This window comes from Novipirellula galeiformis (assembly GCF_007860095.1).
GTDB lineage: Bacteria > Planctomycetota > Planctomycetia > Pirellulales > Pirellulaceae > Novipirellula > Novipirellula galeiformis.
The window spans coordinates 647,702-673,988 of the sequence record NZ_SJPT01000004.1 but is presented as its reverse complement, the minus strand read 5'-3'; the positions used below and the strand labels follow the sequence as shown (position 1 = coordinate 673,988).

Annotated in this window: 20 protein-coding genes; 11 read left to right on the top strand and 9 right to left on the bottom strand. The window is 55.6% G+C overall.

Features of this window, described 5'->3' with window-relative positions; all coding sequences use genetic code 11:
* Window positions 1-171: 171 nt before the first annotated feature.
* From Pla52o_RS13430 to Pla52o_RS13415, 4 genes are read left to right on the top strand one after another with little or no spacing between them, the layout of a single operon-like run.
* Complete coding sequence (locus Pla52o_RS13430) at window positions 172-669, top strand: CBS domain-containing protein (RefSeq protein WP_146595101.1); 498 nt, start codon at window positions 172-174, stop codon at window positions 667-669.
* 36 nt (window positions 670-705) lie between these two features.
* Complete coding sequence (locus Pla52o_RS13425) at window positions 706-936, top strand: hypothetical protein (protein ID WP_146595100.1); 231 nt, start codon at window positions 706-708, stop codon at window positions 934-936.
* 24 nt (window positions 937-960) lie between these two features.
* Window positions 961-2,118 (top strand): Gfo/Idh/MocA family protein, encoded by a 1,158-nt coding sequence (locus Pla52o_RS13420; RefSeq protein WP_146595099.1) that lies wholly within the window; start codon window positions 961-963, stop codon window positions 2,116-2,118.
* Window positions 2,108-3,589, top strand: coding sequence for a glycoside hydrolase family 130 protein (locus Pla52o_RS13415; RefSeq protein WP_146595098.1), 1,482 nt, complete (start codon window positions 2,108-2,110; stop codon window positions 3,587-3,589). Before Pla52o_RS13420 ends, Pla52o_RS13415 begins: the two co-directional genes overlap by 11 nt.
* 490 nt (window positions 3,590-4,079) lie before the next feature.
* Here the strand turns inward: Pla52o_RS13415 and Pla52o_RS13410 are convergent, their stop codons facing one another.
* The 4 genes from Pla52o_RS13410 to Pla52o_RS13395 form a co-directional block, all read right to left on the bottom strand.
* The gene (locus Pla52o_RS13410; protein WP_146595097.1) at window positions 4,080-6,386 is read right to left on the bottom strand and encodes a glycosyltransferase family 4 protein; all 2,307 of its coding nucleotides are present in this window, start codon (window positions 6,384-6,386) and stop codon (window positions 4,080-4,082) included.
* Window positions 6,387-6,434: 48 nt separating this feature from the next.
* Window positions 6,435-6,893 carry a c-type cytochrome gene (locus Pla52o_RS13405; RefSeq protein WP_146595096.1) on the bottom strand — a complete coding sequence of 153 codons (459 nt, stop codon included), beginning with the start codon at window positions 6,891-6,893 and terminating at the stop codon, window positions 6,435-6,437.
* Window positions 6,894-7,072: 179 nt separating this feature from the next.
* Entirely contained in the window at window positions 7,073-8,254 is a 1,182-nt protein-coding gene (locus Pla52o_RS13400; protein WP_146595095.1) for a baeRF7 domain-containing protein, read from the bottom strand.
* 335 nt (window positions 8,255-8,589) lie between these two features.
* The gene (locus Pla52o_RS13395; RefSeq protein ID WP_146595094.1) at window positions 8,590-9,549 is read right to left on the bottom strand and encodes a PAC2 family protein; all 960 of its coding nucleotides are present in this window, start codon (window positions 9,547-9,549) and stop codon (window positions 8,590-8,592) included.
* A gap of 268 nt (window positions 9,550-9,817) precedes the next feature.
* On the opposite strand from Pla52o_RS13395, the gene Pla52o_RS13390 reads away from it, so the two are divergent.
* A complete protein-coding gene (locus tag Pla52o_RS13390; RefSeq protein WP_146595093.1) occupies window positions 9,818-10,372 on the top strand; it encodes a DUF2267 domain-containing protein in 555 nt (184 codons plus the stop codon).
* A gap of 123 nt (window positions 10,373-10,495) precedes the next feature.
* Here Pla52o_RS13390 and Pla52o_RS13385 read toward each other — a convergent pair whose 3' ends face one another.
* Window positions 10,496-11,506, bottom strand: a complete 1,011-nt coding sequence (locus Pla52o_RS13385) for an alcohol dehydrogenase catalytic domain-containing protein (protein WP_146595092.1) — start codon at window positions 11,504-11,506, stop codon at window positions 10,496-10,498.
* A gap of 467 nt (window positions 11,507-11,973) precedes the next feature.
* Between Pla52o_RS13385 and Pla52o_RS13380 the strand changes: the two genes are divergently transcribed.
* The 3 genes from Pla52o_RS13380 to Pla52o_RS13370 all read left to right on the top strand — a co-directional run bounded on the left by Pla52o_RS13380 (window position 11,974) and on the right by Pla52o_RS13370 (window position 15,366).
* The gene (locus tag Pla52o_RS13380; RefSeq protein WP_146595091.1) at window positions 11,974-12,219 is read left to right on the top strand and encodes a hypothetical protein; all 246 of its coding nucleotides are present in this window, start codon (window positions 11,974-11,976) and stop codon (window positions 12,217-12,219) included.
* 549 nt (window positions 12,220-12,768) lie between these two features.
* A complete protein-coding gene (locus Pla52o_RS13375; RefSeq protein ID WP_146595090.1) occupies window positions 12,769-14,034 on the top strand; it encodes a Na+/H+ antiporter NhaA in 1,266 nt (421 codons plus the stop codon).
* Window positions 14,035-14,319: 285 nt separating this feature from the next.
* Window positions 14,320-15,366 (top strand): LOG family protein, encoded by a 1,047-nt coding sequence (locus Pla52o_RS13370; RefSeq protein WP_146595089.1) that lies wholly within the window; start codon window positions 14,320-14,322, stop codon window positions 15,364-15,366.
* A 113-nt stretch (window positions 15,367-15,479) separates the two neighbouring features.
* Here the strand turns inward: Pla52o_RS13370 and Pla52o_RS13365 are convergent, their stop codons facing one another.
* From Pla52o_RS13365 to Pla52o_RS13355, 3 genes are all read right to left on the bottom strand, one after another.
* The gene (locus tag Pla52o_RS13365; RefSeq protein ID WP_146595088.1) at window positions 15,480-17,432 is read right to left on the bottom strand and encodes a MutS family DNA mismatch repair protein; all 1,953 of its coding nucleotides are present in this window, start codon (window positions 17,430-17,432) and stop codon (window positions 15,480-15,482) included.
* On the bottom strand, window positions 17,429-19,180 hold the full coding sequence (locus Pla52o_RS13360) for a hypothetical protein (protein ID WP_146595087.1): 1,752 nt from the start codon (window positions 19,178-19,180) through the stop codon (window positions 17,429-17,431). The genes Pla52o_RS13365 and Pla52o_RS13360 overlap by 4 nt, the downstream gene beginning before the upstream one ends.
* A 148-nt stretch (window positions 19,181-19,328) precedes the next feature.
* Window positions 19,329-20,264 (bottom strand): DMT family transporter, encoded by a 936-nt coding sequence (locus tag Pla52o_RS13355; RefSeq protein ID WP_231612311.1) that lies wholly within the window; start codon window positions 20,262-20,264, stop codon window positions 19,329-19,331.
* 15 nt (window positions 20,265-20,279) lie between these two features.
* Between Pla52o_RS13355 and Pla52o_RS13350 the strand changes: the two genes are divergently transcribed.
* From Pla52o_RS13350 to Pla52o_RS13340, 3 genes are all read left to right on the top strand, one after another.
* On the top strand, window positions 20,280-21,479 hold the full coding sequence (locus Pla52o_RS13350; RefSeq protein ID WP_146595086.1) for a hydrolase: 1,200 nt from the start codon (window positions 20,280-20,282) through the stop codon (window positions 21,477-21,479).
* A 172-nt stretch (window positions 21,480-21,651) separates the two neighbouring features.
* Window positions 21,652-23,073: a class-III pyridoxal-phosphate-dependent aminotransferase gene (locus tag Pla52o_RS13345; RefSeq protein WP_146595085.1), complete on the top strand. Its 1,422-nt coding sequence runs from the start codon at window positions 21,652-21,654 to the stop codon at window positions 23,071-23,073.
* A 64-nt stretch (window positions 23,074-23,137) separates the two neighbouring features.
* Entirely contained in the window at window positions 23,138-24,175 is a 1,038-nt protein-coding gene (locus Pla52o_RS13340; protein ID WP_146595084.1) for an arginine N-succinyltransferase, read from the top strand.
* Window positions 24,176-24,183: 8 nt separating this feature from the next.
* Here Pla52o_RS13340 and Pla52o_RS13335 read toward each other — a convergent pair whose 3' ends face one another.
* Window positions 24,184-26,253 (bottom strand): DUF5722 domain-containing protein, encoded by a 2,070-nt coding sequence (locus tag Pla52o_RS13335; RefSeq protein ID WP_231612310.1) that lies wholly within the window; start codon window positions 26,251-26,253, stop codon window positions 24,184-24,186.
* Window positions 26,254-26,287 lie beyond the last annotated feature (34 nt).

The window sequence follows — 26,287 nt, the reverse complement described above, 5'->3', positions numbered from 1 at the left end:
GTCTCTACCACTTCCACGACGCTCTCCAAAAACGCCAATCGATCCTCGCTGCGATGCGTTCGCGTTGGTGATCTCGGAGCGGTGCCGCGTGGTCATCCGTTGGGCGCGGTTTTTGCTCGTTTAGGCTGGTCGAATTTTGAACTGCATCCCGCCGGATGAAAGGCGAACGCCATGAATATCGAACCCGCTCCCAACGCCGCGGAAATCATGACTTCGCATATCCAGACGATTGGTCCGGCGATGAAGTTAGACGAGATTGTTACCTTTCTACTCAAACATCAATTGTCGAGCGTTCCAGTCGTGGATTCGCAAGGCGAGCATCAACGGTTGTTGGGCTTTCTTTCCGAAAGTGATTGTCTGGAATTCATGAGCAACGAGTTGTTCTACGGCAGCCCAAGTCCGCCGCAGCGAGCCGAGACGATCATGAAGAAGCATCCGGTCTGTGTCGGCTCCGAAACCGACCTCTTTGCACTCACCTCGATCTTCACGAGCCATCACTATCGGCATCTTCCGGTAGTTCAGGATCAAAACCTGCTTGGCATCGTCAGTCGACGCGACATTTTGCAATCGCTCGATCGATACTATCGCGATTGGATCCGCAGAAAAGATGTGGAGCGGTTTCCCGTCGATGTCCACCAAATCATCAACCACCGCTTCATCATGGGATGAGTCGAACGTGGTCGCATTTTCAATCAAGGATCTGTCATGCATTCGTTTGCCGTTATCGAAGTCGAAGATGGATTTGAAGTGATTGAACTGATCACCGGGCAATCTGCCGAGGATGCTGCTGCCACCCAAGGAGGGCAATTGATTGATCCCGGTCCGTATCACAGCTACGAGGATGCCAACGAAGTGTTGGAGCAATTGGAAGTGAGCGATGATCGCGAATGGCCCACCGCGCGACCCAGGCGAGTGAATCACAATTCCGAGCGGTAACCCCAAGCATGGAACGAGGAAACGATGGGCGAGTTAGGAATCGGTGTGATCGGATGTGGTGGATTCGGATTCTACGCCATGCAGCAATATGCGAAGATACCGAATGTGAACTTAATCGCGGTCTCCGATCCGAATCGAGCAGCCGCCGAGCGAGCCGCTAAACACTTTGGTTTGATTGACGCTCCCAGCGTCGATTCGCTTTGTCAGCGGCCCGACGTTGACTTGGTCTACATCGCCTCGCCCCCATTCTTGCATCATCGCCATGCGATCGCAGCGCTAACGGCCGACAAGCATGTCGTTTGCGAAAAACCCCTCGCGCTTTCCTTGGCTCAAGCCGATGAAATGATCGCGTTTGCTAAGGCGAGCGACCGGATTGTGGTGGCGAATCTGATCCAGCGTTACAATCCGCTGGCCGACCGCGTCGGCAAACTGATCGCCAACCAAATCCTCGGCAAACCGCTACATGGCTACTTCGAGAACTACGCCTCCGACGAACAACTCGCGACGGACCATTGGTTTTGGGATCCCGAGAAAAGCGGCGGCATTTTTGTCGAACATGGAGTGCACTTCTTTGATCTGTTCGCGAGCTGGCTCGGCAACGGCGAAGTTGTAGCGGCCCAACGATGCCTGCGGCAACCGCGAGCGCAGGAAGATCAAGTCCAGTGCTGTGTCCGTTATCGCGATGAGATCCTGGTTAATTTTTATCACGGCTTTCATCAAACCGCCCGCATGGATCGACAAGAGATTCGGATTGTCTTTGAACGCGGCGACGTCACGCTGCATGGCTGGATTCCAACGCGGTTGAGTCTCGATGCAATCGTCAGCGATGCGGACGAAGCACAACTTGTCGCGTTGTTCCCCGACGCGACGCTCGACCTCCTTGAATCATACTTTGGCGAACAACGCGTCTGTCACGGGCGACATGAAGCATTCCCCGTCGATCGCCGTATTCGTATCTCGACGGGCCAGGACAGCGACAAAATGAACCGCTACGGCGAGTTGGTGCGAGCGTTGATGGAAGATCAACTCAAACGTATCAGCGAGCCATCTCACCAACGCCGCCTCACCGAGCTCCATAGCCGCGAAGCCTTGCGTATGGCGGTGCAGGCGAACCGATTGGCGAGCCAATCCTCTGCACCCAACTGCTCTCCCCTCGGCGAAGTCATCATCCATGATTCCTGAAACTGTTTCTGATACATGCGACAGTCCGTTGGTACAACGGTTGTCGGTCAAGTTCACCGCCGATGATCGCTGGGTCGTGACGCGGCCATTCTTTCCCGGTGGGGAAGCCCGTGTGCGGAGCGTTTGCCATCGGGTTAGCGAGCTTTCCGATGAGGGCGTACAAGTGATCCTCCGCCAAGTACAAGCCGAATTTGCTGCGCGGCACAAAGACATGCTTTCCGAATGGACCGATCACTTTCGCCAAGCGCTTCAACTCGTCCCCGAACTCGCGCAGTTCACACCATCGCGACAACGGTTGATCGGCGCCTATTTCACGATGGAGTACGCCTTTGCATCGGCAGCTCTATTCAATCCTTCGATCGTTTTGCATCCCGACCAATCCGGCGTCGACGAAGAATCGTTACGATTCATTATGAGTTTGCGCGCGACCGGAGAAGGGCATGTGTCATCGATCGTGTTTCGAACGGGCACGATCGGTCCCCGCCATCACATTCAATTCGATCCGCCCGCGGCCCATCAACATCGGATGCGATTATCACCCGATCGTCGATACGAGAAAGCGTTGTTTCGCCGCAAGTTGTGCGAAGTGGTCGTAGATGAATCGGTAATGGATTTAGTCATGAATCGATTGCCCGATTCATTTACGATGGTCGAACTTGAGCACGCCATCGAACATATCCACGCCGAATATCCCGACCTGTATTTACTCGGCGAAACGGCCGACAATATGACCTGGCTGGCACGCGAAAACTATCAACTTAGCCTCGATGAAGATGCGGATATTTCCGAGCTGGTTGTCTTTCCCCAGAGCGACAACGACCGCATGGGCATCGAAGATTTGCGGTTGGTACGGTTCATCGACGACGACCACAGTGTGCGGTATTTCGGAACCTACTCGGCCTACAACGGCACTCACGTCTTACCCCAATTGATGGAGACTTGCGACTTTCACCATTTGAAAATTCATACCCTCAACGGCCCTGTCGTCCAGAACAAAGGGATGGCATTATTTCCACGGCGAGTCAATGGACACTATTGCATGAGTTCACGAATCGACGGCGAGAATCTGTTCCTGATGTTTTCCAACAATATTCAGTTCTGGGAAACGGCCGAGATGCTACGGGCCCCCCGACAACCTTGGGAGTTTATGCAAATCGGAAACTGTGGATCACCGATCGAAACCAGTGAAGGTTGGTTATTGTTAACCCATGGCGTCGGTCCGATGCGAAAGTATTGCATTGGGGCGATGTTGTTGGACCGCGATGATCCGTTGCGTGTGATCGGCTCCTTGCAGGAACCGCTGATTGCACCAAACGAACAAGAACGCGAAGGCTATGTGCCCAATGTCGTCTATACCTGTGGCGCGCTCGCCCACCATCATTGTTTGTTCATCCCCTACGCCATGTCCGACTCGGTGACCGGTGTCGCCGTGGTGTCGTTGGAAAAACTACTAAACGAACTGCATCCATAAATTCATTCCATCGCCATTGGCATGTATGGTTCAACAACAGATCGTTCTTCCAATCCGATCGCACTGGTTCGTCAGTCACTGGTTCGTCAGTCACTGGTTCGTCAGTCACTGGTTCGTCAGTCACTTGTTCGTCAGTCACTTGTTCGTCAGTCACTTGTTCGTCAGTCACTTGTTCGTTAAGTCACTTGTTCGTTAAGCCAATCGAATAATACTTGCATGGCGGTGGGTACTGCCATGCAAGTATCGGCTGCCCCCGTAGTATATCCGCAGCGAGTCACCGTCCGCGGAGCGTGCACAATTCCAATGGGACAAACCATGATGGTCATCCCTGCGACAAACCATAACGTCCCCCCGGTTCTTCAGACGATCCGCCGCCGGGTTGCACACGATATGAAAAGGTACGGGATTAAACGGTGCGGGCAATCTAAATTGGTACGACTAAACCCCTGCGGCCAAAAACGGATTGTTGGGGTGGCGATGAAAAAAGAGACTATCCTTGATCGGTTGCGAACTCCGCTGAAGTTTCGCTCTGCCCGATCTGCTCAACTAACTTTGCCGCTCGGATCGCCCGCACCGACAACAACCAAGCCAGCGTCGATTCGGCACCTTCATTTTCATTGACACCTTCTTCGTGCAGACCATCACGGCAGCCACCGGTCTCGTAGTTGTAGATGGGAATCCCTAAATCGTTGCGTCCGAGATACCAATCAAAACAACGTCGAGCCTCGACAAACCATCGGTCATCCTGGGTCACCGAGTGAGCTTCCAAGCACGCTTCCAACAGTGCATGGGCTTCGATCGGTTGCTGGTCAAACGGTGCCTTCGCACCGCCGCGTGGAAACCAGCCTTGGTTACCGATCAATGAAAGGTGCCCGCCCTCGCTGGTCTGAATTTTCAGTAACCAATCGAGTGAACGAAGTCCGATGTCGATCATTCCGCCATGTTGCATCCATTGGCCGGCCAACAGCAGCGCATGCGGAATTTTGCCACACGAATAGGTCAAAGTGTCTTCGGGCCACGGCCAATCGTCTTGAGCATTGGCCAGGAATTGGTCGTACAAGCGGTTGCCCAGACTCTCGCGAATCCGCTTGACGTCACTATCGCCGCCATAGCGGCGGAGGTACGCATGCAGACCGACCAACGTGAACGCCCAAGCTCGCGGCGAGGTGAAATCGGCGGTCACATGGACCGCTCGGTCAAACAAATCGAGCGCGAGCGCCCGGAACCCGTCGTGTCGCGCCAACGAGACGGCCGACCCGAGTCCCCATAACGCTCGCGCGTGTGAATCTTCCGAACCGATCTCCTCTTTCCAGCTGCGATCGTAGCTCATGAAGTTGCGAAACCGAGCGGCATTTGGATTGAACGCATGATGCACGAAACTCAGGTACGTCCGCGCTAATTTCAGCATCGCGTCGTCTTGGGTCAATTCATACGATTGCAGCGCGACGACCAGCGCCCGCGCATTGTCGTCGGTGCAATATCCGTGGTTGCGATCGGGAATGGTGAACCTCGCATGTTGTAACATCCCCACATCATCAGTCATCGAGTGCAGCGCCGCAACATTCACTTCGGGAACCGCGTGCAGTGGTGACGTGGCATCCGCGCGATACGCATGGTATCGCCGAGTGGCGACCGACGGTTGATGAATCACCTCGTCGAATACCTCCAAGTAGCGCTGCGCTACCTCGGACCAGACCGCTTGGCGGCTATACAGGTAGGCTCGTTTGCGAATCGCTTGTTGTTCTTGTTCGTTGCTGAGCAACCAACCGACTTCGCGAGCGATCGCGTCCGCATTACGAAATGGCACCAAGCGACCACGTTCCTCGGCTAATAATTCCTTGGCATAAACATAAGGTGTCGCGACCACCGCTTTGCCGGCGCCGAGCGCATAGGCCAAAGTGCCTGAGGCGATCTGTTGCTCTGCAAGCGAAGGCGTGACATAAATATCCGCGGCCATCAAGAACTCGCACAGTTCCGCCAAATCAACGTAGCGGTTGATGAACATCACGTGATCCAACACGCCTAGATCTTCGGCCATATGTTGCAGTTGATGGCGATACTCTTCTCCACGATCTTGCAAAACATGAGGATGGGTCGCACCCAGAATGACGTAAATGAGTTCAGGATGCTGGGGGATCAATTTGGGTAGCGCCCCAATGGCATACTCGATTCCTTTTCCTGGCGAAAGCAAACCGAACGTCAACATCACCGTTCGCCCTTCGACGCCAAAATGATCCTTGTAGAAACTCGAATCGACGAATGGCAAATCCGGAATGCCATGCGGAATCATCCGGACTTTGTCGTTGGAAAGCTTGTAAACATCACGCAGCAAAGCCGCGGAATGTTCGCTCATCATGACGAGGCGGTCAGAATGTTCGATGATCGCTTCCGTCACTCTTCGCATTTGTGGCGATGGGTCCGGTAGCACCGTGTGCAAGGTTGTCACCACCGGCATCCGCACATTCCGCAGGAAGCCCAACAAATGCTCGCCACAATCTCCGCCAAAGATTCCATACTCATGCTGCAGCAGCAAGACTTCGCAGTTGCGAATATTGACAAAATCCGCCGCCAAACGGTAATCGGATGGCTGTTGTTGGCGGATTTCGAACCGCACGCTCGCGGGATAATCATATCGCTCGGCGCGGTCATTGATCGCGAGCACATGACAATGCCGTCCCGAATCGTTTCGACTTTCAATCGCCCGACAAAGGTCTTGAGTAAAGGTCGCAATCCCACATTGACGAGGCGGGAAGGTCCCCACGCAGGCAATCCGTCGTTCCGGTTCCGTGTTCTGCATCGAAAGTGCCTCGAGCTTGAATTGCGATTGAACGGTCGATGAAACGTGCTACAAGTGGTAATAGGGGGCGTAGGGGGTCGGATCGTATTGGATTACTGAATAGTGCGATTCCAAAAAGGCGACAAGATCGATGAGTTGCTGGACTGTCATCTCATCGTTGTAGCTGCGCATTTTGGAGGTGCCATCGATGGCCACGTCTTCACTTGGATACCCCTGAGCGAAGCGATGCGATGGATTGATGATCGACGTGACGAGATCTCCATAGGTTTGCACTCGCGTCTTAGCGCCCCCGAGCGAAACCATGGTTTGGTTCGGGTCCGTTTCAATCGGCTCCAACGTCACGTCCGAAACGGTATGACACGCATGACACTGCAGTTGAGTGAAGGCTTGTTTACCGCGTTCAATATCGCCGGTGGGTAACGTGAATCCCTTTCCCGATTTTGAATCGGGTCGGCATCCAACCGAAAACAAAACGAGTAAAACCATGCCTAGCAATGACGTTCTCATGGAAAATTTCTCCGAGTGAAACAATGATCGTTGCAAATCGAGAGGGGATGGAACGCGACCAAAGCTGCCACGCCATCGGAATCGCAATCATTGCATCGAGCGTGATACGTTCTGGTCGCAAAAAGGCGGCCGCAGCGTGACGGATTTGCTGGCGACCGCGGAGCGATATTTTCCGCGATTCAAAACCGCAGGGCCGCGGCCATGGTGGTCGCGACCGGCATCGCGTCGGTTGGCACCGCATGGACCGTGCCGCCGGTTTTGAGGGTTTGCACGGCAGCCAGCTCGATCAAATCATGACTCTCGTCGGCGGGGTCACCTGTCGGTGCGTGATGCACCTCCTTCAAGATACCGCGATCGACCATAAACATCCCGTGAAGCGATGCGTCTCGGTCGATGAACAACGTGTCGATACGGCCTTCGAATGCCGCGATCAAAATGCGTTCAGACTCGGTCGCGGTGGGCACGTCATGTTCGCGAATTCGTGAGGCATCTTGCTCGCGCTGGCGTCCGTTTTCCTCCGTGACAATATCGGCCACTCGCATCCGAAGTTGATCGGCCGAGAGATGATCGACGTTACCCGAGAGCGAATCGGCGAGCAGCGAATCGTACCGGCAAACCGAGCGAAACGTTGCTGTCACCGAATCCACTCCCGCTAGAATCAGCGGCGTAGCAGGAGATTGCCGCAAGTAGCCGCAGACGACATCATCGACCCGTTTTAAATAGTTTTCAAAGTCCTTCTTTTCCGAGTCCGGCAGCCCGCCTTGCCCATGAAAGACCGCGCCCTGTTTGCCGCCCTGTTTACCCCGCATGCTACTAGCGGCCGAATGGGCTTGGAGCTGTGGCTCGGCGGTCAATGAGTCCTGCAACTGCTCGAAACTCTCCTCCAACCCGGGAACGCTCCTCCGCTCCAACACGTCAACCGTGCCCGCGAACAAAGCGACTCGTTTTTGGCTCAACGTGAGCACATTATAGGCCTCGAGCTGTCCCAGACTTGGTAGCAAGGAGCGAACCTGAAACGCACGTGCGATGGTCCAATGTTCTTTAACCGCACTTTCAACACGAAACGTCTCGAGTGAATCACCCTGCAGAAAGACCGCAATCCCGTGGGTGCGGGGAGTCGCAAGCGCCGGCGTGTTGGCCAACTTGCGTAGCGGCCCCAGAAAGCCGGCGGCGTCTGCTTCGGACATCCAATGCTTTGCCAGCGATTCTTGGGCACTTCGCGCCACATTACCGATTCGAATTCGATCTTGGTCTGCGGCGTTAATCGAGGGAGGCGGGGGCAGGTACAAACTCAGATGTGGACCGCCCACGCTGGCGATCAAGCGGTCCAAGTCGTCACGAGTGAATCGTTTGAACGCCATCACATTTTCCTTATTCAAATGAGCATTTTAGAAATGCAAATAGTGCAAACGCTGTTCCTGTGAGGATGTAATTCCCGTGTTTGTGATTCATCTGATTTGCTTTGCGTTCGCAGAGCCTTCTTTTCAATTCCCGTCGAAGCGGTGCGATCTGCGCGGGGATGCACACCCGCCGCCCCCTCGGATACCATTGCAGGTCCCCAATGGCCCATCATTGACACCGAACGTTGAGCCGCAGTGGTGAGCCAACCGCACGCCCCGATTGGGAAACGCTTGCAAACCGCCGCATTGTCGAACTCGCCGCGATCGCTTCAATCGGGAAAGGGAAACGACGAAAGCTACGCTCCGGGATCCTCCTTTTTGAACAAATCGAGAAAGCGATCCTCATAGTCTTCAAACACGCCGAGTCGATCGAGTTCGCTTTTCAACTCAAACGCTCGGGAGCGATCTTGCTTGGCAGCATCGAACATCGTTTCGAGATGTCGTTCATCCTCCGGAGAAATCCCCGATTCGGTCGGTTCGGACTGCCACGGCTCGCCGCCGGTTTTATCTCCTTCGCCCGTATCTTCGTCCTCGACCGCCTCAAGTCGCCGCTGCACCTCGGCAATCAATTGTCCCAAACGGTGCTCCGTCGCTTCGGCGTGTTTGGCGAGTTCGGCAAAATCCAATTCAATCCCTGCCAACTCGACAAAGACGCGCAACACCGCCAAGGAAGCTTTGGGATACAACATTTGTGAAAACACGTGAGGCATTTCGCCGAGCAAGCAAATCCCCGGTATTCCTTTCTCAATCGCCGCAGCAAGCAACACGCCGTTGAGCCCTCCGACATGCCCTTCGCCCAGCCGATGAACGTTCGTGTTGGCGAGTTCATCGAGCAGCGGTTGTCCCGTCGCCGCCACAAAGACTCGCGCGTCATCGCCAAGATGCATCTCGGTCGCCATCGCTGCAAACGTGAAAACTCGCTCGACACGCAACTCGCGAGCAAGGTCGAGCAGACGTTCACAAAATGCATACTTGCCCAACGGCGGCTGCGCTTCACCGATAAAGACAATCACGTCTCGTTGGCCCGGCGGCGCCTTCCAAGCGAACAAACGGCTCTGCGGCCGATTCGGCTTCTGGACCAACCCGTCTCGCACGATCGCCACATCGATATCGAACAAACCTGCCGAGGAAAGCTCGGCGAATTGATTCATCCCCAGTTTCGACATCAAGTAGTACCCCGCGCTCAGGGCAACGTGTCCCATGCCAGGCCAGACAGCGACAAGCCAGGGATGTTCGAGCTCATTTGAGTCAGTCATCGTTGAAGTTCTCCGTGGTTAGCTGAAGAAGCTGCAAAGCAAACGACGCGCCACCGGCAATAAAATGGCTGCTTCGCGGTGCAGCGAAACGCGCACGCATCGTGATCGAGTCACCCCAGCCATGCGAAGCCACTCCACACTTTGCCCTCTTAGTCGCTTTCTTTTCTGACGTTCCCATTTTGTGGCCCACCAGTTGCTTAGGTTGCTTAGGAATAGAATCGATAGTTCCACAAGTCCTCCCGATTTCCTCGCTCCCAGGACATAAATCATGAATGGCACCTCCATCTACAGCAATGTGCACGGTGTCGAGGAGTTCTATATTGTCTTCAACACCGGCGATGAGGGCACCGAGCGCGACGAAGGCAACGCGAGCACCAAAGCGAAGCCGAAACAAGGACGCAGCAACATTCCCGCCTTTGCGACGACCGTGCAGAAAACGAAACGCTGGGTCAGCGAACTGATGGTCGAGTTACAGTGGCAGGATGCTCAAAAAGCCTATCATGCGTTGCGCGTCGTTTTACATGCGCTTCGCGATCGCTTGACGCTTCACGAAATGGCCGACGTCTCGGCACAATTGCCGACCTTGATTCGCGGTATGTTTTTCGAAGGCTGGCAACCAAGCCATGCTCCCGTCAAAGACCGATCCCAACAAGCGTTCTTCGAGCATGTTTTACATGAGTTTCCTAACGATTCGAGCATCGACCCCGAACGCTTGACCCGCGCCGTCTTGAGCATCCTCAGCCGACATGTCAGCCAAGGTGAAATCGCCGATATCAAAGCGATTCTTCCCAAACCACTACGAGAGCTAATGCCAAAGGAGTGAGCCCTAATCGATCGCGATTTGAATACGCGTGCGACGACGCATTTGAGTAGGACGTCAAATCACGGAACCCAACCGTGACACCGCGTCGATCATGCCAACGCAGACCGCGCCGCGAATACGGGCTCACGCCACAACCAAGACGTTGGCACCCTTGATTTGTCCACGTCGCAGGTTGCGTAGAGCCGCGTTGGCTTGTTCGAGCCGAAAAAGGGTGACTTCGGGGAGGATCGGGATCGCTGCGGCGAGCGGCAAGAACTCGGCGATGTCCGCGTGCGTTAAGTTTGCGACCGACTTGATCTCGCGTTCCATCCACAAATGCTCGTGATAACTTAGTTTCAACAGCTCCTCTTTATCCGCGTCTTCCTTACGAATCGCGTTAATCACCAAACGGCCTCCGGGGTGAAGTTTTTTCAGTGATTCCACCACGGGTTTCCAGGCAGGCGTTGTGTCGATGATCGCGTTCAACGGTTGCGGGGGCGTCGCGTCGATGCCTCCCGCCCAATCTGCGGACAATTTGCATGCGAACCGCTGGACCGATTCCTCTCGCGTGAATACGTACACGGGCGAGTTTGGAAAGAGATGCTTCGCGGTTTGTAAAACGAGATGTCCCGAGCCTCCAAAGCCCATCAAGCCGAGCGGCTCGCCATCACGAAGTCCCGTTAACCGCAACGCGCGGTATCCGATCGCGCCGGCACACATTAGCGGCGCGGCCTGCGCATCGCTGAAACGGTCGGGGATCGCCACCGCATAGGTTTCCGGTACGGTCATGAATTCAGCGTAGCCGCCGTTGACATCACAACCGGTCGCAGCGAACTGTGGCGAGAGGTTCTCGGCGGGCGTGCCACTGGAATGATGGATCCACCCTACCCCAACTCGATCTCCGATATCAAAACGGGTGACCTGGGAGCCTCGCTCGGCAACGCGGCCCACCACTTCATGCCCGAGCACGATCGGTAGGCGTGATGGAGTCAAGCGACCTTCGATTTCATCGAGCTCGGTGTGACAAACCCCACACGCCGCGACACGAATCAGCAATTCGTTTTCGGCGGGCTGTGGCGTGTCCAGCTCCATACAGTGTAGCGGCTCGGGCTCATCGCTCAGCAAAGCGGTTTGCGACAAGACCATCGCTCTCATGATTTTTTCCGTTTGATGATTCGAGGTGCTGCATCGGAGTCATCAGAGGGATTGTTATTCAGTGCACCTCCGATCGCGGGCGCCCCTCACGACGACTCGCGTTGGTGCGCGATGACACGTTTGGCAAGTCACTTGTGACGTTGTCGCACATTGGGTTGCGTCGCAAATTCGGCCGACTCTCGCTTACCAGGCCGTTTCTTGCTGAGCGTGCAAGCCAAAACAAAACCGATGCTAACGCTGGCAATGCAAACACTGCGCCGTTTGTAAACGCGAATCCAGAGCGACACCGCCGCGACATTTCAGTGCGTCTCGACGGGCTTCGGCACAAGACATGCTGTTGCAACCGCCACCTGAAGCCAAACAGGCTCGGCGCAGAATATCACTGCGACTCAAAAGGCCGAAAAGGTTTCGGTCGCCGCGGTGGTGCAGCTGCGATGTCAAATGGATACACGAACATGGAGTTTGAGATGAAACGTTTTACGTTTGCTTGCGTGCTTTGTGGTGCATTACTAATGGTAGCGGGATGCGACAACAAGACCGATCAACCCGCCGCGCAGTCGCCCCCAGCGGAGTCAGCAGAGCAGCATGAAGTGATGAAGCCCGCCATGCCTGAGGTAACACCACCCGCATTAGAAAGCGAAGCGGAAACGCCAGCGAAACCAGCGGAGCCAGTAAAACCAGCGGAGCCCCCAGCGGAACCCACGAAGCAGTAAACCAATCTCGGAGGTTTGCCCGCGGCATGGCGGGCGTCGCGATAGGGAGGCCGCAGGCATGCTGCTTCTCTTTGCTCCGATCGACTCGCTAATCCACAGCTAAGCCGATCTTTCCAAGTTTAATGGCACACCGAAGGCGTCGCCGATTCCCGTCAACCACGGACGCCTTCGGCTTGCCCTGTTTGCGGCGGCAGCTTTGATTGAGATTCGTGCCAAGCTCTCCCTATGCTCAAATTCTCAGCGATTGCCGGACGAGCATGATCGTCGGACACGGGCGGACGTCGACGATTCGTTGCCCAATCTCATCACCGCGGAAAGTCCGCCCTTTTCTGGCCTGCCCCCCCCTCCCGACCGATATACTGATCGGAACAGACGTCACAGTCCGATTTGCCCTCCGATTTTGACAACAAAGCAATGGAACGAAATGAAGTCGCACTTCCAAAAGTGACCCACGCTTGATTTCGGGCAGCCACCTTTCTTGGGTCTGTCACTTTTCACCATTATCTTTCAAACTCAAAATCGACTCATCATCGATGACAGCGTGGTTATATGTCTGGGCAACAAGAAAAACGCGGACTCGTTCGCAAACTGATCGACAATTCCTTCTTGCTGATCGCAGGTGCGGTTTCGGCTTTGATCTGGGCTAACGTTCACACCAGCAGCTATCAAGCCTTTATTAACTTTGATTTGCTTTCGCTGTTTCACCATGCTCCTAGCGCCGGACATGAGACTGCCGCCGAAGCACATTCGCATGGCTTTACGCTGCACTTTTTTGTCAACGATATTGTGATGGCATTGTTCTTTGCGATTGCGGCAAAGGAAGTATGGGAATCCTTGTTGCCCGGCGGTTCGCTTGCCAATCCTAAGAAAGCGGCCACTCCGCTGCTTGCCACGGTAGGCGGAATCCTGGGGCCCGCGATCGTTTACATCGCGGGAACCTATTTCACCGGAACTCATGATTCCTTGGGCCGAGGATGGGCGATCCCTTGTGCGACCGACATTGCCTTTAGCTACTTGATCGCACGGTTCATTTTTGGGGCGAGCCATCCCGCGATTGCGTTCTTGTTGCTACTTGCGATCGCCGATGACGCCGCGGGATTGATCATCTTGGCGGTATTCTATCCGCAAGCCGAAATCCGTCCTGAATGGTTGCTATTGACCGTCGGTGCGGTACTTTTGACGATGCAACTCCGCCGCTCGAAAGTCCATTCGCATTGGGCCTATTTGATCGGACCGGGAATCATTTCCTGGTTTAGCTTTTACCAGGCCAATATTCATCCGGCCTTGGGCTTGGTTCCGATCATCCCGTTCATGCCTCACGCACATACCGACCTCGGATTCTATGCTCGCGCTGAACGCGGTCGGCATGACACACTCAATGAATTCGAACACTTTTGGAAACTCCCGGTTGAATTCGGACTCGGACTATTCGGACTCGCTAACGCGGGCGTGGTGATGAGCAGTCTGGGCACGGGCACCTGGGTCGTGCTGGCAGGACTGTTGATCGGCAAACCGGTTGGCATCACCTTGTTAACGCTGTTCGCCGAAAAGGCCTTGAAACTCGAGAAACCTGCGGGGATGGATTATCGCCACGTGGTAACCCTCGGAATGATTGCTGGGATTGGGTTCACGGTTGCCTTGTTCGTCTCGGTCGCGGCGTTCACCACCGCGGGGATGGAGCAAGATTCCGTGAAGATGGGCGCTTTGCTCAGTTTCGCAGCGGCACCCATCGCCGTGATTGTTGCCAAATTGCTCGGCATTCGCCCCTTACCGTTGGTGAATGTCGACACGCCGAAAATCGCCAAGGCGGCCTAGCCAAGTTGCGTTGAGTGGAGGGTCCCACGCGTGTCGCGGCACCGATTGGCGACCCGCTTGGGCAAGCGACGAGCGAGGATGCCGGTGGTCTACGAATCGTTCTCTGGCGAGAGAAAACCCGCCTGCGACGGGAGGGTCCACGCCGTCACCAGCAAGTCTCCCTCGAATTGCCGTGGGACGTTACACTAAACATCGGCATGCTCTCGCCGGGCTAAGCAAAACAACGCTTCGCCAGCGATTTTTCCTTAGATTGTTGCCATCTCTGAAAGAGACATTGAAGGACCTATGCATCAAGAACCACTGCCCAGCGAAGCGATTGGCGAAGACGAACTGCAACGACCTCAGCCGGCGGACGAGCCGATCTCGACAGTCGATTCGCAAGACTTATTGCAAGTCATGCGACACACGGTCGACCGTTTAGAGAAAGACAATACTGCGCGCGGCGACCTCAAGATCCTGTCACGAACACTGCGTGAATTGCGCTACGCCTTCAAGGTCTTTCGCCCATATCGCAAACGCCGCAAAGTCACCATTTTCGGTTCGGCACGAACGCAACCGGGCCACCCTGAATATGAATGTGCGGTCGAACTGGGGCGTCGGATGGCCGAGCATGGTTGGATGGTGATCACCGGCGCTGGGGGCGGGATCATGGAAGCCGGGCATCGTGGCGCCGGTCGCAAAGCATCGATGGGGCTGAACATCATGTTGCCCTTCGAGCAAAGTGCGAACCCCTACATTCAAGGCGATGCAAAACTTGTCACGATGAAGTACTTCTTCACTCGCAAGTTGATGTTTGTCAAAGAATGCAGCGGAGTGGTTTGTTGCCCAGGCGGATTTGGGACGCTCGATGAAGCGCTTGAAACCTTGACGCTGATGCAGACGGGCAAACAGACGATGATGCCTCTCGTGCTACTCGATTCGAAAGAGGGCAGTTATTGGCGAGACCTGGGCGTCTTTATGGAGAAGCAACTGCTTAAAACGGGAATGATCAGCCCCGAGGACGTGAGTCTTTACAAAATCACCAATTCGGTCGATGAAGCGATCCAAGAGATGCTGAGCTTCTACCGCGTTTACCATAGTTTGCGTTACGTTCGCGACCGACTCGTGTTCCGCTTGCAACGCAAGTTGAGCGACGAAGCGATCGAAAATATCCGCGAACAATTTGCCGACATTTTGGTCGATGGAACCTACGAACAAACCAAGGCGCTACCCGATGAAAGCGGTGAACCCGACCTCGCTCATCTCCCCCGCTTGGTCTTCCATTTCAACCGCCGAGCGTTGGGCCGATTGCGAATGTTGATCAACACGATCAATGCATCCGAAACGGTTTAGCCACGTAGCGAACCTCACGTAGCGAACCTCACGTAGCGAACCTCACGTAGCGAACCTCACGTAGCGAACCTCACGTAGCGAACCTCACGTAGCGAACCTCACGCAGCGGACAACTACGCCTTCGGTCCTAGGCCTACCATCTCTAACAATCGCAATGCGTTCGTCGTCGGCGACACACCTTGTCGCATTTGATAGTCGAACGTCATCGTATCGTTTCCATCATCCCCGGTGGTAATGGTTTCACGGAAGTGCACCGTATGGGCGATCGAATTCAACTCAGGCTCATCCGCGAGTTCCAAGTCATGAGTGCTGATCGCCCCAACTGACTCCAGCGCAACGAGGTGCCTCAATACTTGCACAACGGCAATCTGACGTTCGCGACTGTTCGTTCCTTGTAGGATCTCGTCGAGCAAGAACAACAACACACGATCATCCTGGTCAGCCAATCGACGCGCGTGATCGACCACCTGTTTCAAGCGGTGAAGCTCGGCCATGTAGAACGACACCCCTTCGCTGAGATTGTCACTGACGCGAATGCTTGTGGCTAATTCGATCGAAGGCAACGAGAACTGCTCCGCACAAACCGGTGCCCCGGTTCCCGCCAAAGCGACGTTGAGTCCAATGCTGCGTAGCATCGTACTTTTGCCGGACATGTTGCTGCCGGTCACGAGCAACAAGGTGCCGGGTGGCCCGACCGTGACATCGTTGCGGACGCGAGCATCATCGCGTAACAGCGGATGCCCGATGCCGATTGCTTCGACGGAGCGATCCGTGCGACCATCCTTCCACTGAGGCGTGGTCCAACTTGGGTATTCGTCGCGTAAGGCCGCTAACGACATCAAGGATTCAAATTGCCCGAGCGACTCGAACCAATCCGCCACCACGTCACTGTAAGTTTCTTGCCACTGTTCAAGTCGTTTTAGAACTCGCACATCCCAGAGGGCGAACGCTTGTAACGGCAAGTAGAGCAAGAACGTTGCCGCGGATTGTCGCATCGATCCTGCCGCAGCGACCTTTTGCAACGCCCTCATGCCTTCGGCTGCGGAACGATCACCTGCGACGAGCGTTTCTCGAATCGCTTGCAGATGCTTCGTGCTAGCGGAAACGTTATCCGTCGGCAGACTTTCGGCGGCGGCAAACAGATCTCGATAATCATCAACCGCACCACGGCTGGCCATCGCGATTGAAAAGATCGCATGGGCCGGTCCAAGCACGACGCCGGTCAGAGCGACGTTGATGACACCCACGCCAAGCAAACCTAAGAGACCGACTCGGAACCAGGTCGCGGATTCCAGCGCGGTGAATCCGACGAGCATTGCGAGCAGGAATGACACGGCCAGGAGCGCGGAAAGGTTGGCCCAGCTCGAAAGCCATTTCCGCGACGCCAACCAACGCGGCCCGGTTGCCCAAGTGGTGAAACGATCGGGATCGCCGCTGCTTTCGGCGACCTTTCGCGCGGTCACGTAGAAACGAAGACGTTCTTCGCGCAAGGGGGCCAGCGTTTCGATCGCGCGCGTTCGCTCCACCGCTTCGCTGGAAATGGCAGGTCCGGTTAACCACGAAGCAAGGGTGCGGATCCCAGGAGTCGTGGCGGTCATCGAGACCAAATGAAACAAGGAGGCACGGCCCAACAGATCTAAATCTGCAGCGGCATCCCGTTGTCCGACGGGCAACGGAACTTCGCTGAGTTGACGCGACAAGCTGGCGGTGGCCAAGCGATCCCAATCTCGCTCGATCCTGGCCACCAAACGACGAAACACAGCGCGTTCGCGGCGAAGTGCATCGAGTCGATCGCGCACTGGTTCGTTCAAAATCACCGCCGCGATGAAACCGACAAACGCAGCCCAGCCCAGTGGCCGTGCGATCACGATGTCGCCGTAATAGCCCACAACCCAGAACACGATCGCAAACAAAAACAACACGACACGGATCGTGCCGTAGGTGCGATCCCGTCCTTTTAGCTGCTCACGCTCGGTTTGAATTTCCGTTAAATGTTCGCGATAGCGAGCAAGCGCTTCGCTTGCATGACTCAGTTCGTGGCCCGAGTTCGCGTTTTGATCCTTCAAGCTGCATCTACCCCCAACGCCGCCGGGCGTCGTTTTCTACCAGATGAATCCGAGACAACTTTCAAGGCGACACGGTCCTGTAGGTTCGGACGAAATATTGTTAACAACAGCAGCGGCAGGAACCAAGCGATATAGAGTCCACCCCCATAGCCGTGCCAAAATTGGGCCCCGACCATCACGGCGGCCGAACAACCAATCAACGTGCCGAGGTTCTTTTGAGCCGGCCATGCGGCAAAGAACGAACAAAGAATCACAAACCCGACGATCACCGGTAACCGCCAGATTGGATTCCAGCCCAGCCCCCAAACGCCTCCCAAAATATTGGATTTCGTTTCCGGTTTGAACAACCCAAACATGGTCCGCAAGTGATCGACCAGCGTTTCAATTCCACCGAGCGAAAGCAGCAACATCAATAGCCCAAGCATCACGGCCACTCCAATGGTGAACCGCCAAACGCCTCGTCGCCAATAGAAACTGATCCACAACGGCAACAAAAACAGTGGGTAATAAACCAGCCCGGCGGCAAGCCCCAAGAAAATGCCTGCGATAAGTGGTTTGCGATAAAACAGCACGGCCCATAGCAATAGCGCCGCGGGCAGCGCATGGTCGACTCGCCCCGTCATTTGTGCGGTATAAGGCATCAGCAAGTAGAGCGTCGCACAGCCAACGCCAGCGCGCATGTTGCCGAAATGCCAATTGCCAATCAACACAATGCCCAAAACAATCGCCGCATGCGCCAGGATCGCCAATACCTTTGCGATCGTGGCAAGACGCCGTTGCGATGAATCCAATTCATTTTCGCTGCTGGATACCGAACCGGACGCAGAACCGGCCAGGGCATCGGTCACAGGCCGGGTGGGAATCGCCGGTAACATGTTCATCAACGCGTAACCGGGTCCAAGCTTGGGACCTTGTTCAATCTGAATGCGTGGCGTGCTTGCGACAATGTTCGCCATCATAAAAATGAACAACGAAACCCCAATAAAGGTCAAACCGCCACTGGAAAGGTTCGGATCCAACAACGGACGACGGACCATCAATGGGTCGAGTAACAAGCGAATCAGCAGCAAAAACTGAACGACAAACAAACTAATGAATCCGTAACGACGGATGTCTTCGGGAGCGATTACCGAAGTGTCCGCGTGCTCCGATGGAGTGCTCGAGCCCGCATCGCCGGCGGGCATGGATGCCACAGGTGATGCGGAATCGGCTGATGCAGACGCATCGGTGGCGGGCGCATCGGTGGCGGGTGATGGAATCGCTTCCGCTTTCACCGACGCCTCTTCGGAGGCTCGCTCGACCGCGGATGCCTGTGTCAGTGCCACCAAGATGTTAGCGCCGCGTGAATCCCGCTGAGAATCCCGCTGCAGTGCATCGATGTCGCGAGGCTCCGGTGACGCGTTAGGGTTGGCGGGGGCGGAGTGGTCGACGAAGGCGATGGGCTCGGTGTTCGCAAGACTGGTGGCGTGATGCGTCCTCGCTTGAGACGAGTCGGACGAGGCCATTTCGGGATCGGATTGTCGATGGGTGATGACTTCGGACTCAAATTCCTGAATCTGACGTCTGCGCCCCTCATGGACCATCAACAGTCCGGGAGCCAACAAAATCAACAGGACGATGTCGAGATTGCGAACACTCCAAAAGCGGTGGAAAACGAAAAACAACCCAATCGTCAAAAATGACGACAAGTACACCCAAGTGGTTGGGTCAGGACGTTTGTAATAGAGCAGGATCTCGCTCATCAACATGAAGCAACGTTGGTTGCCGCTCGCTTGTCACGTCACTCGGTTGAAACGAAACTGAAGCCACACTCGGCGTGAGTTATCAGTCCCAGAAAGACACAGTGCCGTATAGGATACGGGGATTCGGCTCGACTGAAAAGCACGACACTTTGCCTCACGCTCCCAGGACCAACAAAGCGACGCCGCAGAGAATCGTCGCGATACAAGCCGCTTTCGGCCAAAAGTTCGCTTCCCCCAATGCTCGAATCCCAAACACAAAGGCAATCACGACGCTGCATCGCCGCACCACGGAGATCACGGAAACCAGAGCCTCGGGGTCGGCCAAGGCAGTGAAGTAGACGAGATCGGCGGCTAACAGCAATGGGCTAATGCCGAGAATCGCCCAGCGCCACTCAAAAAGCGTGTGAATCGTGGGCTCCGAATCTTCCATTTTCCGTGAACTTCGCCACCAAATTGCCGCCATCGGGATCATCACCGGCACCAAGTAGAGCGAAAACCATGCTTGGAGCGTGGAGGGATCAAGTAAAATCGTCTGCAACAGGAACTTGTCGTAAATCGAACTGAGGGCCCCGAGCAGGGTCGCCACGATCATCATCGCGACGCCGCGATCACGGGAAAATGAGATTCCCTCGCGAAGACTAATTACCGAGAATGCCCAGAATGCCAACAGCACGGTGGCGATGCCAAGCCATTGCATTCCGCTGGGCCGTTCCTGAAGAAACACCGCCGCGATGGCGATCGTCCAAATCGGGCTGGTCGAACGAATCGGGGCGGCGATCGACAGGGGGAGTCGCTTTAACGCGAAAAAGGCAAACGTCCAAGACGCCCCCACCAACACGCTTTTAACAAACAACCACCCATGTTCGCGTAGCGACAAGGGATTCACTTGTAAAATGGGATGGGGCAGACTTGCCGGTGAAATCACGGACCAAACGATGAAGGGCAACCAAATCGCAGCCCCCACCGAAACGCTAAGAAGCAACACGATCGGCACGGCGTTCTTTCGCACGGCGATCTTTTTGGTAACGTCATAGCATCCCAGCAACACGGCGGAAACCGCCGCTAATCCAATCCACGTTAGGTCCAGCAATCCAGCTCCTCAAAAATGATGTCTGATAAGATCCAAGCGGCAATCGAGTGGATGCACACTCAGGAAGCCTCGGCAACCGAGCGGCTCGAGCGTTGGTGTAACCAGAACTCGTGGTCGATGGATGTGGCCAAGTTGCAAGCGATGGCTGACACGCTGTGTGACGATTTTCGCAGCTTCGGCGTTGTCTTTGACCCAGTGCCGCTCGGCCCGATGAAGCTACTCGATGATTCGGGCCAATGGTACGCCCCTGCGACCGGACCTGCATTGTTGTGGCATCATCGTCCCGATGCCAAAACGCGCGTTTTGCTGATGATTCACTACGATACGGTTTACCCCAGCGATCGTGAAGCGACTCGCTGTGTGCATCAAGCCGAGCGCTTGGTCGGTCCCGGAACCGCCGACGCCAAAGGGGGGATCGCGGTGATCGCATTGGCCATCGAAGCGGGATTGCGATTCGGTCTGTTCCCTGACTTGGGGGTCTCGATTCTGCTCAATCCTGACGAAGAAATTGGTTCCACCGCGTCGGAACCCTTGATGCGGCAATTGGCCCCTCAGTTCGATGCGGCCTTGGTCTTCGAACCGACACTCCCCGATGGCAGCCTCGTCGCGGCCCGCAAAGGCTCGGGCGGATTCGCCATGGTCGTCCGGGGACGCTCGGCCCACGCCGGCCGCAATCCCGAGCAGGGGCGCAATGCGATCGTACACCTTGCTAAGCTCGTGGCCAAGCTTTCTGAACTCAACAACCCCAATGAGGGGGTTTTGTTGAACGTGGGCAAGATCGCCGGCGGAGGCCCCTTGAACCGAGTCCCCCATGCTGCCTCGGTGCACTTTAACGTGCGCGTCACCGATCCGATTGCGATGCAAAACGTCGAAACGAAGCTGCAGTCCCTTCGTCAACAATTTGACGGCGACGGCTATCAAGTCGAACTCAACGGGATGCTCCATTCCCCCCCCAAGTGTTCTAATCAAGCGCTCGTGGCGATCCAGGCACAGGTGGTCGCGGCGGCACAGAGCGTCGGCCGCTCGATTCGGTGGCAGGATACCGGCGGTGCGTGTGACGGATGCAAGCTCGCCGCGATGAATCTGAGCAACATCGACACCATGGGCGTGACAGGCGATAACCTACACAGCAGCGAGGAATATTGTCTTCCCGCCACGCTCGTCCCTGCGGCGGCAACGGTCTTGGCCTTTTTAGCGAACACCCATCCTGAGTAAGTGTCATGTACGGGATCGCGCTCGGTTTGCTAGAAAACCAGTCGGTTACGGGCGTGTTCGACAAGCGGACTGACGGTGATCCTTAGCCGCAGCCAACCAATCCGGTCAGCGCGCATCAAACGATGTGGCAAATTTAATTCCCAACCCACCCTTTCCATCCCTAACGGAGCCAATGGCTGTGGTTCAACCAACCTCCCCCTCCTCGACGACACACGCCGAAGCCCTTCGATCGGATCCTCGCATCGCCGAGGCGAAACGGCTGATCGCCGAAGCGGTTGCCGAGCACGCAAAATCGATCGACGATGTTCGCAGTGCGGATGATTCGCTGGTTCCCGGCTATCAAGCGATGCTCACGCGATTGGGCACCGCACGTGGTGGCGCCCCGATTTGGCCCTACCTGTCCTCAGGTCTCGGCAACGGTCCCTACGTGCAATTGGCCGACGGCAGCATCAAGCTCGATTTCATCGGCGGCATTGGCGTGCATGGTTGTGGGCACAGTGACCCGCGGATGGTCGATGCGGCCATCGATGCGGCCCTAGAGGACACCGTGATGCAAGGCAACTTGCAACAACATCCCCCGAGTCTGGAGATGAGTGAACGGTTGTTGAAGTTGGCGACCGCGGGGGGAGCAAACTTCGACCATTGTTTGCTGTCCACAAGCGGTGCGATGGCAAACGAGAACGCATTAAAAATTGCGCTGCACCACAAGGCGCCAGCTAACCGTATCATCGCGTTTGAAAATGCGTTCGCCGGACGCTCGATCGCCCTGGCTGCACTCACCGATCGTCCTAACTATCGAGCCGGATTGCCGCTAGCCCTTTCGGTCGACTATCTGCCGTTTCGTGATCAAGCGGATCCCGCAGGAAGCACCAAGCGAGCGGTTGCCGAACTGAAACGATTGCTCAATCGACACCCCGGTCGTTATGCCGCATTCTGGGCTGAACCCATCGCAGGCGAAGGCGGCTACTATCCCGGCAGCACCGAATTCTTCGAGGCACTATGCGTTCCCCTTCGTGAAGCCGGAATCCCGATCATTTTTGACGAGGTGCAATCGTTCTCGCGAACGTCCAAACCGTTTGCATTCCAGCATTACGGGCTCGATCGATTCGCCGACATCGTCACGATTGGAAAGATCACCCAGGTGTGTGCAACACTCTACGGCGAGGCCTTCAAACCGACCGGTCCGATCTTGAGCCAAACCTTCACCGGTGCTTCGTCGTCGATTGCCACCGGATTGGCCACACTGGATGCTCTCGAAGCGAACGATTGCTTCGGAGAGAATGGGCAAAACATCCAACGACACCAATACTTTGCTGACGCACTGGATTCGCTTGCCAAAAAGTATCCTGGATTGATCGCCGGCCCGTACGGCGAAGGCATGATGATCGCGTTCACTCCCGGCGACGGCAGCTTTGAGCAAGCCAAACAACTGATGGACATCATGTACGACGTCGGGCTGTTGGGCTTTGTCTGTGGATCCAATCCCACACGCATTCGTTTCCTACCCGCTCCCGCGATCACTACGACCGAGCACATCGATGCCGCCATCACACTACTCGACAAGTCGTTGGCGTTGTTTAGCAAACCGCGGTAACTAAAATCAAGTAGTGTCACGTCGTCACACATGCGTCTCGTAACATCTTAAGAGGTCTGAAACGATGTGGGTTCTACGCGCGGTTCGCATCGACGATCTGGATGCACTTCACGACTTGGTCAAGTCGGCGACCCGTGGATTGACCAGTTTGCAGCTGAAACGAGATCAGTTGCTTGATCGCATCGAACACTCCGAGTTTGCCTTTTCGCGTAGCGGTCCGTCACCTCGAGGCGAACCGTACGTGTTGGTTTTGGTGAATCAGGAAACGGGAGAATTGGCGGGTACGTCGACGGTCTATGCCAAGACCGGTGGCTACCAACCGTTTTATGCTTACCAGTTGATCGAAACCGAACACGTCAGCGCACAGCTTGGCCTTCGGCAAGTCCGTCATTCACTTCAATTGACGCGGATTCATGATGGTCCGACTGAAATCGGCAGCCTGTTTTTACGCGGCCGATATCGCGGTCACGGCTTCGGTCGTTGGTTATCGATGGCCCGTTTCGCCCTGATTGCGATGCGACCACACCGCTTCGCCGATCGCGTGATCGCCGAGATGCGCGGCAAGGCGACGGCCGACGGCAAGGTTCCTTTTTTTGATGCGGTGGCGGGCAAATTTATCCCCATCGAATTCGCCATCGCCGATGCGTTGTCCACCGTGTCGAAGCAATTCATCGAAGAACTAATGCCCGATTCACCGATCTATCTCGATCTGCTGCCCGACGAGATTCGCGACGGCATCGGGCAAGTGCACGATGAAACCGTTCCCGCGCTGACGATGCTGAAAAAGGAAGGCTTCGGCGAAACCGCGTTCGTCGACATCTTTGACGGCGGACCGATGATTAGCTGCGAAACGAATCAAATCAACGCGGTCAAACGAACTCGAGAACTGACCGTGAAATCGATTCTCGCCAACCAACCGAGCGGCTCCGAAACCAGCGATCTAGAAAAGCACATCGTCTGTAGCACGCATCAAGGTTTTACCAGTGTGTATACCAGTGTTTTGATCGACCAACCCAATGGCGACGTGACAATCGACGCCGCAAGTGCGGAGGCGTTGCAGGTCGATATCGGTTCAACATGCCATGTGCTGGGAAAGTCCTAAAACGACCGTTACGGCGTCGGTAAACCCTGGCTGACTTGCTCTTCTCGCTCCGTGCCAATCGCTTGATAAACTTCCCACGCGCGTTTGCGTTTGCCATACGGTTCCGCTTCGCTGGGCAACGTTCTCAAACCTAGCATCAATCCGCCTTCATCGGGATGATCGATCCAGCGATGGTAATGAAAGGACTCGACCATCGGCATTGCATGAACTTTTTTCATTGCATACCGCAGCGCCGCCGCTTGCCGATCCTGAGCATCAGCGTCGTACGAATCGGTATGGAAACCTTGCTCGCTGAACAACACCGGACGTATCCTGCCAGCAGGATCACGCATCGATTCTTGCTGCATAAAACGACCAAACACCTGCAAGTTCTGAATCGTCACCAGCGGCGTGTCGAAATCATCGCTGATGCGAGTATCATTCCACGGCACCGACGCAAATAGGTTTTGTGGATAGGGATGATAGGCCACACCCCAAGCAAAGTCGCCTTCCAAGACGGAATAGCGTTGCAGCGACTGGATCACTTCGCGGCCTGAGAGTTGCCGCCACTGGCCATCGTCGGGGACATTGAAATGATGTGTCAGTGATGCGAACACACGAGCATGTGGGTTGGACTGGCGAGCCGCGTTGTGAATGATCCGCATCGACCGATAGTAGGTCTCGGTCACGATCTCGCGAGGCTGCAGCCCCATGTTGGTCCACACCGTGTGGAAGTCGATTTCGTTGTGCGCGATCCAGTTGCTGATGCCTCCCGGAGCGGCGTCGGTATTGCTGTACCGCCGCGCTATTTCGCTTATCACAAACGCATAGATGTCGGATCCTCGCCGCGTCGTCAAATCGGGCATCGTATAGATGCCGCCATCATTGTCGGGATGGACCAACGGTGAGGTGTCTTTGCCAACACGTGGGGTCGGAATCAGAATGATTGCCGAAACCACCACGTTGTTTTCCCGAGCCCAGTTCATCACACGGTCGTAGTGCGATAGCGTGAGCGTGTCGAAATAAACCGGTTCGCCCGAGGTTGGGATGTTGATTCGACCTTGACCGGGCGAATCTTTCACAAAGGCATTGATCGCGATATTGACGGTGATCGCAGTGACTCCCAGTTCTTTGAGCTCCTCGATTGGCCCATGCAAACCAATACCGCCCAACCCTTTCTGATTCGCAGGCACCGGGCGATGCGGCGCATGGTTATCGCCGACCACGTTGATCTCGGTGGCGAACGCCCGCGGGGTGAGGTAAGACGATTGCCCCGAGACCGATCGTGTCAGCCGCCAACCGCTCTGCAATCGATCTCGTTGGCCATCAAACCGCGGCAACCGCATGGTGATTTTACGATCATGACGCTGAATCGCCACGTCAACTTTAGTGGGCTCCACTTCAGTCGGCTCGACGGATTGGCTGATCGATTGCCACGGCGGACATTCGATGAGCTGGACGTCCGAGACCGAGAGCGTTGTGGGCAAGGCCGAAAATGAAATCGTGAGGGTGTCTTGGTCAACGACCACCGAATCGATTTTGGCGGGAAACGACTGCGAAAGGTAGCTGCGAATCCGTTCGGCTTGGATAATCTTTTGCTGCCGCAATTGCTGCTGGTTCGCTTCGCGTTGTTTCTCTTGCGGCGTCGTTCCCCGCATGTGGACGTTGCGAAGTTGGATCCGAACGCCGGGCCTTTGCCCCAAATCGATCCGCAATGTGTGGTGAGCCGGATCGCCGTTTCGCAGCCGATCGAGCTGCACGGGCGTACTATAGGTTTGCCACGCTTCCGCCACCGGAATCGACGGCAAGCTCAGCGGGGTGTCGCCGAAATGGGTTCGCCCCAAAAATAACTCGACTTGTTCAATTCCCGAAACGCAAAAGTAGTCGAACTGAAGCACGGCATCTTCCGCCCCGATTTCACTCAGTTCACCCACGAGATACGGATCGTTCCCCGTGGTGAGGATTTCGATCACTTGGTCGCGTCGTTGAATATCGACGTCGTTGCAACGCTCTGGGAAAAGAGTCCAGCTCGCTGCCGAAGCGACAGGCATCGCGATCAACCACACCAAAAAACTAACGTAAAAGCGTTTCACAATCACGCCAAAGAAATGGGGGGGAAAGTACGGGAAGGGC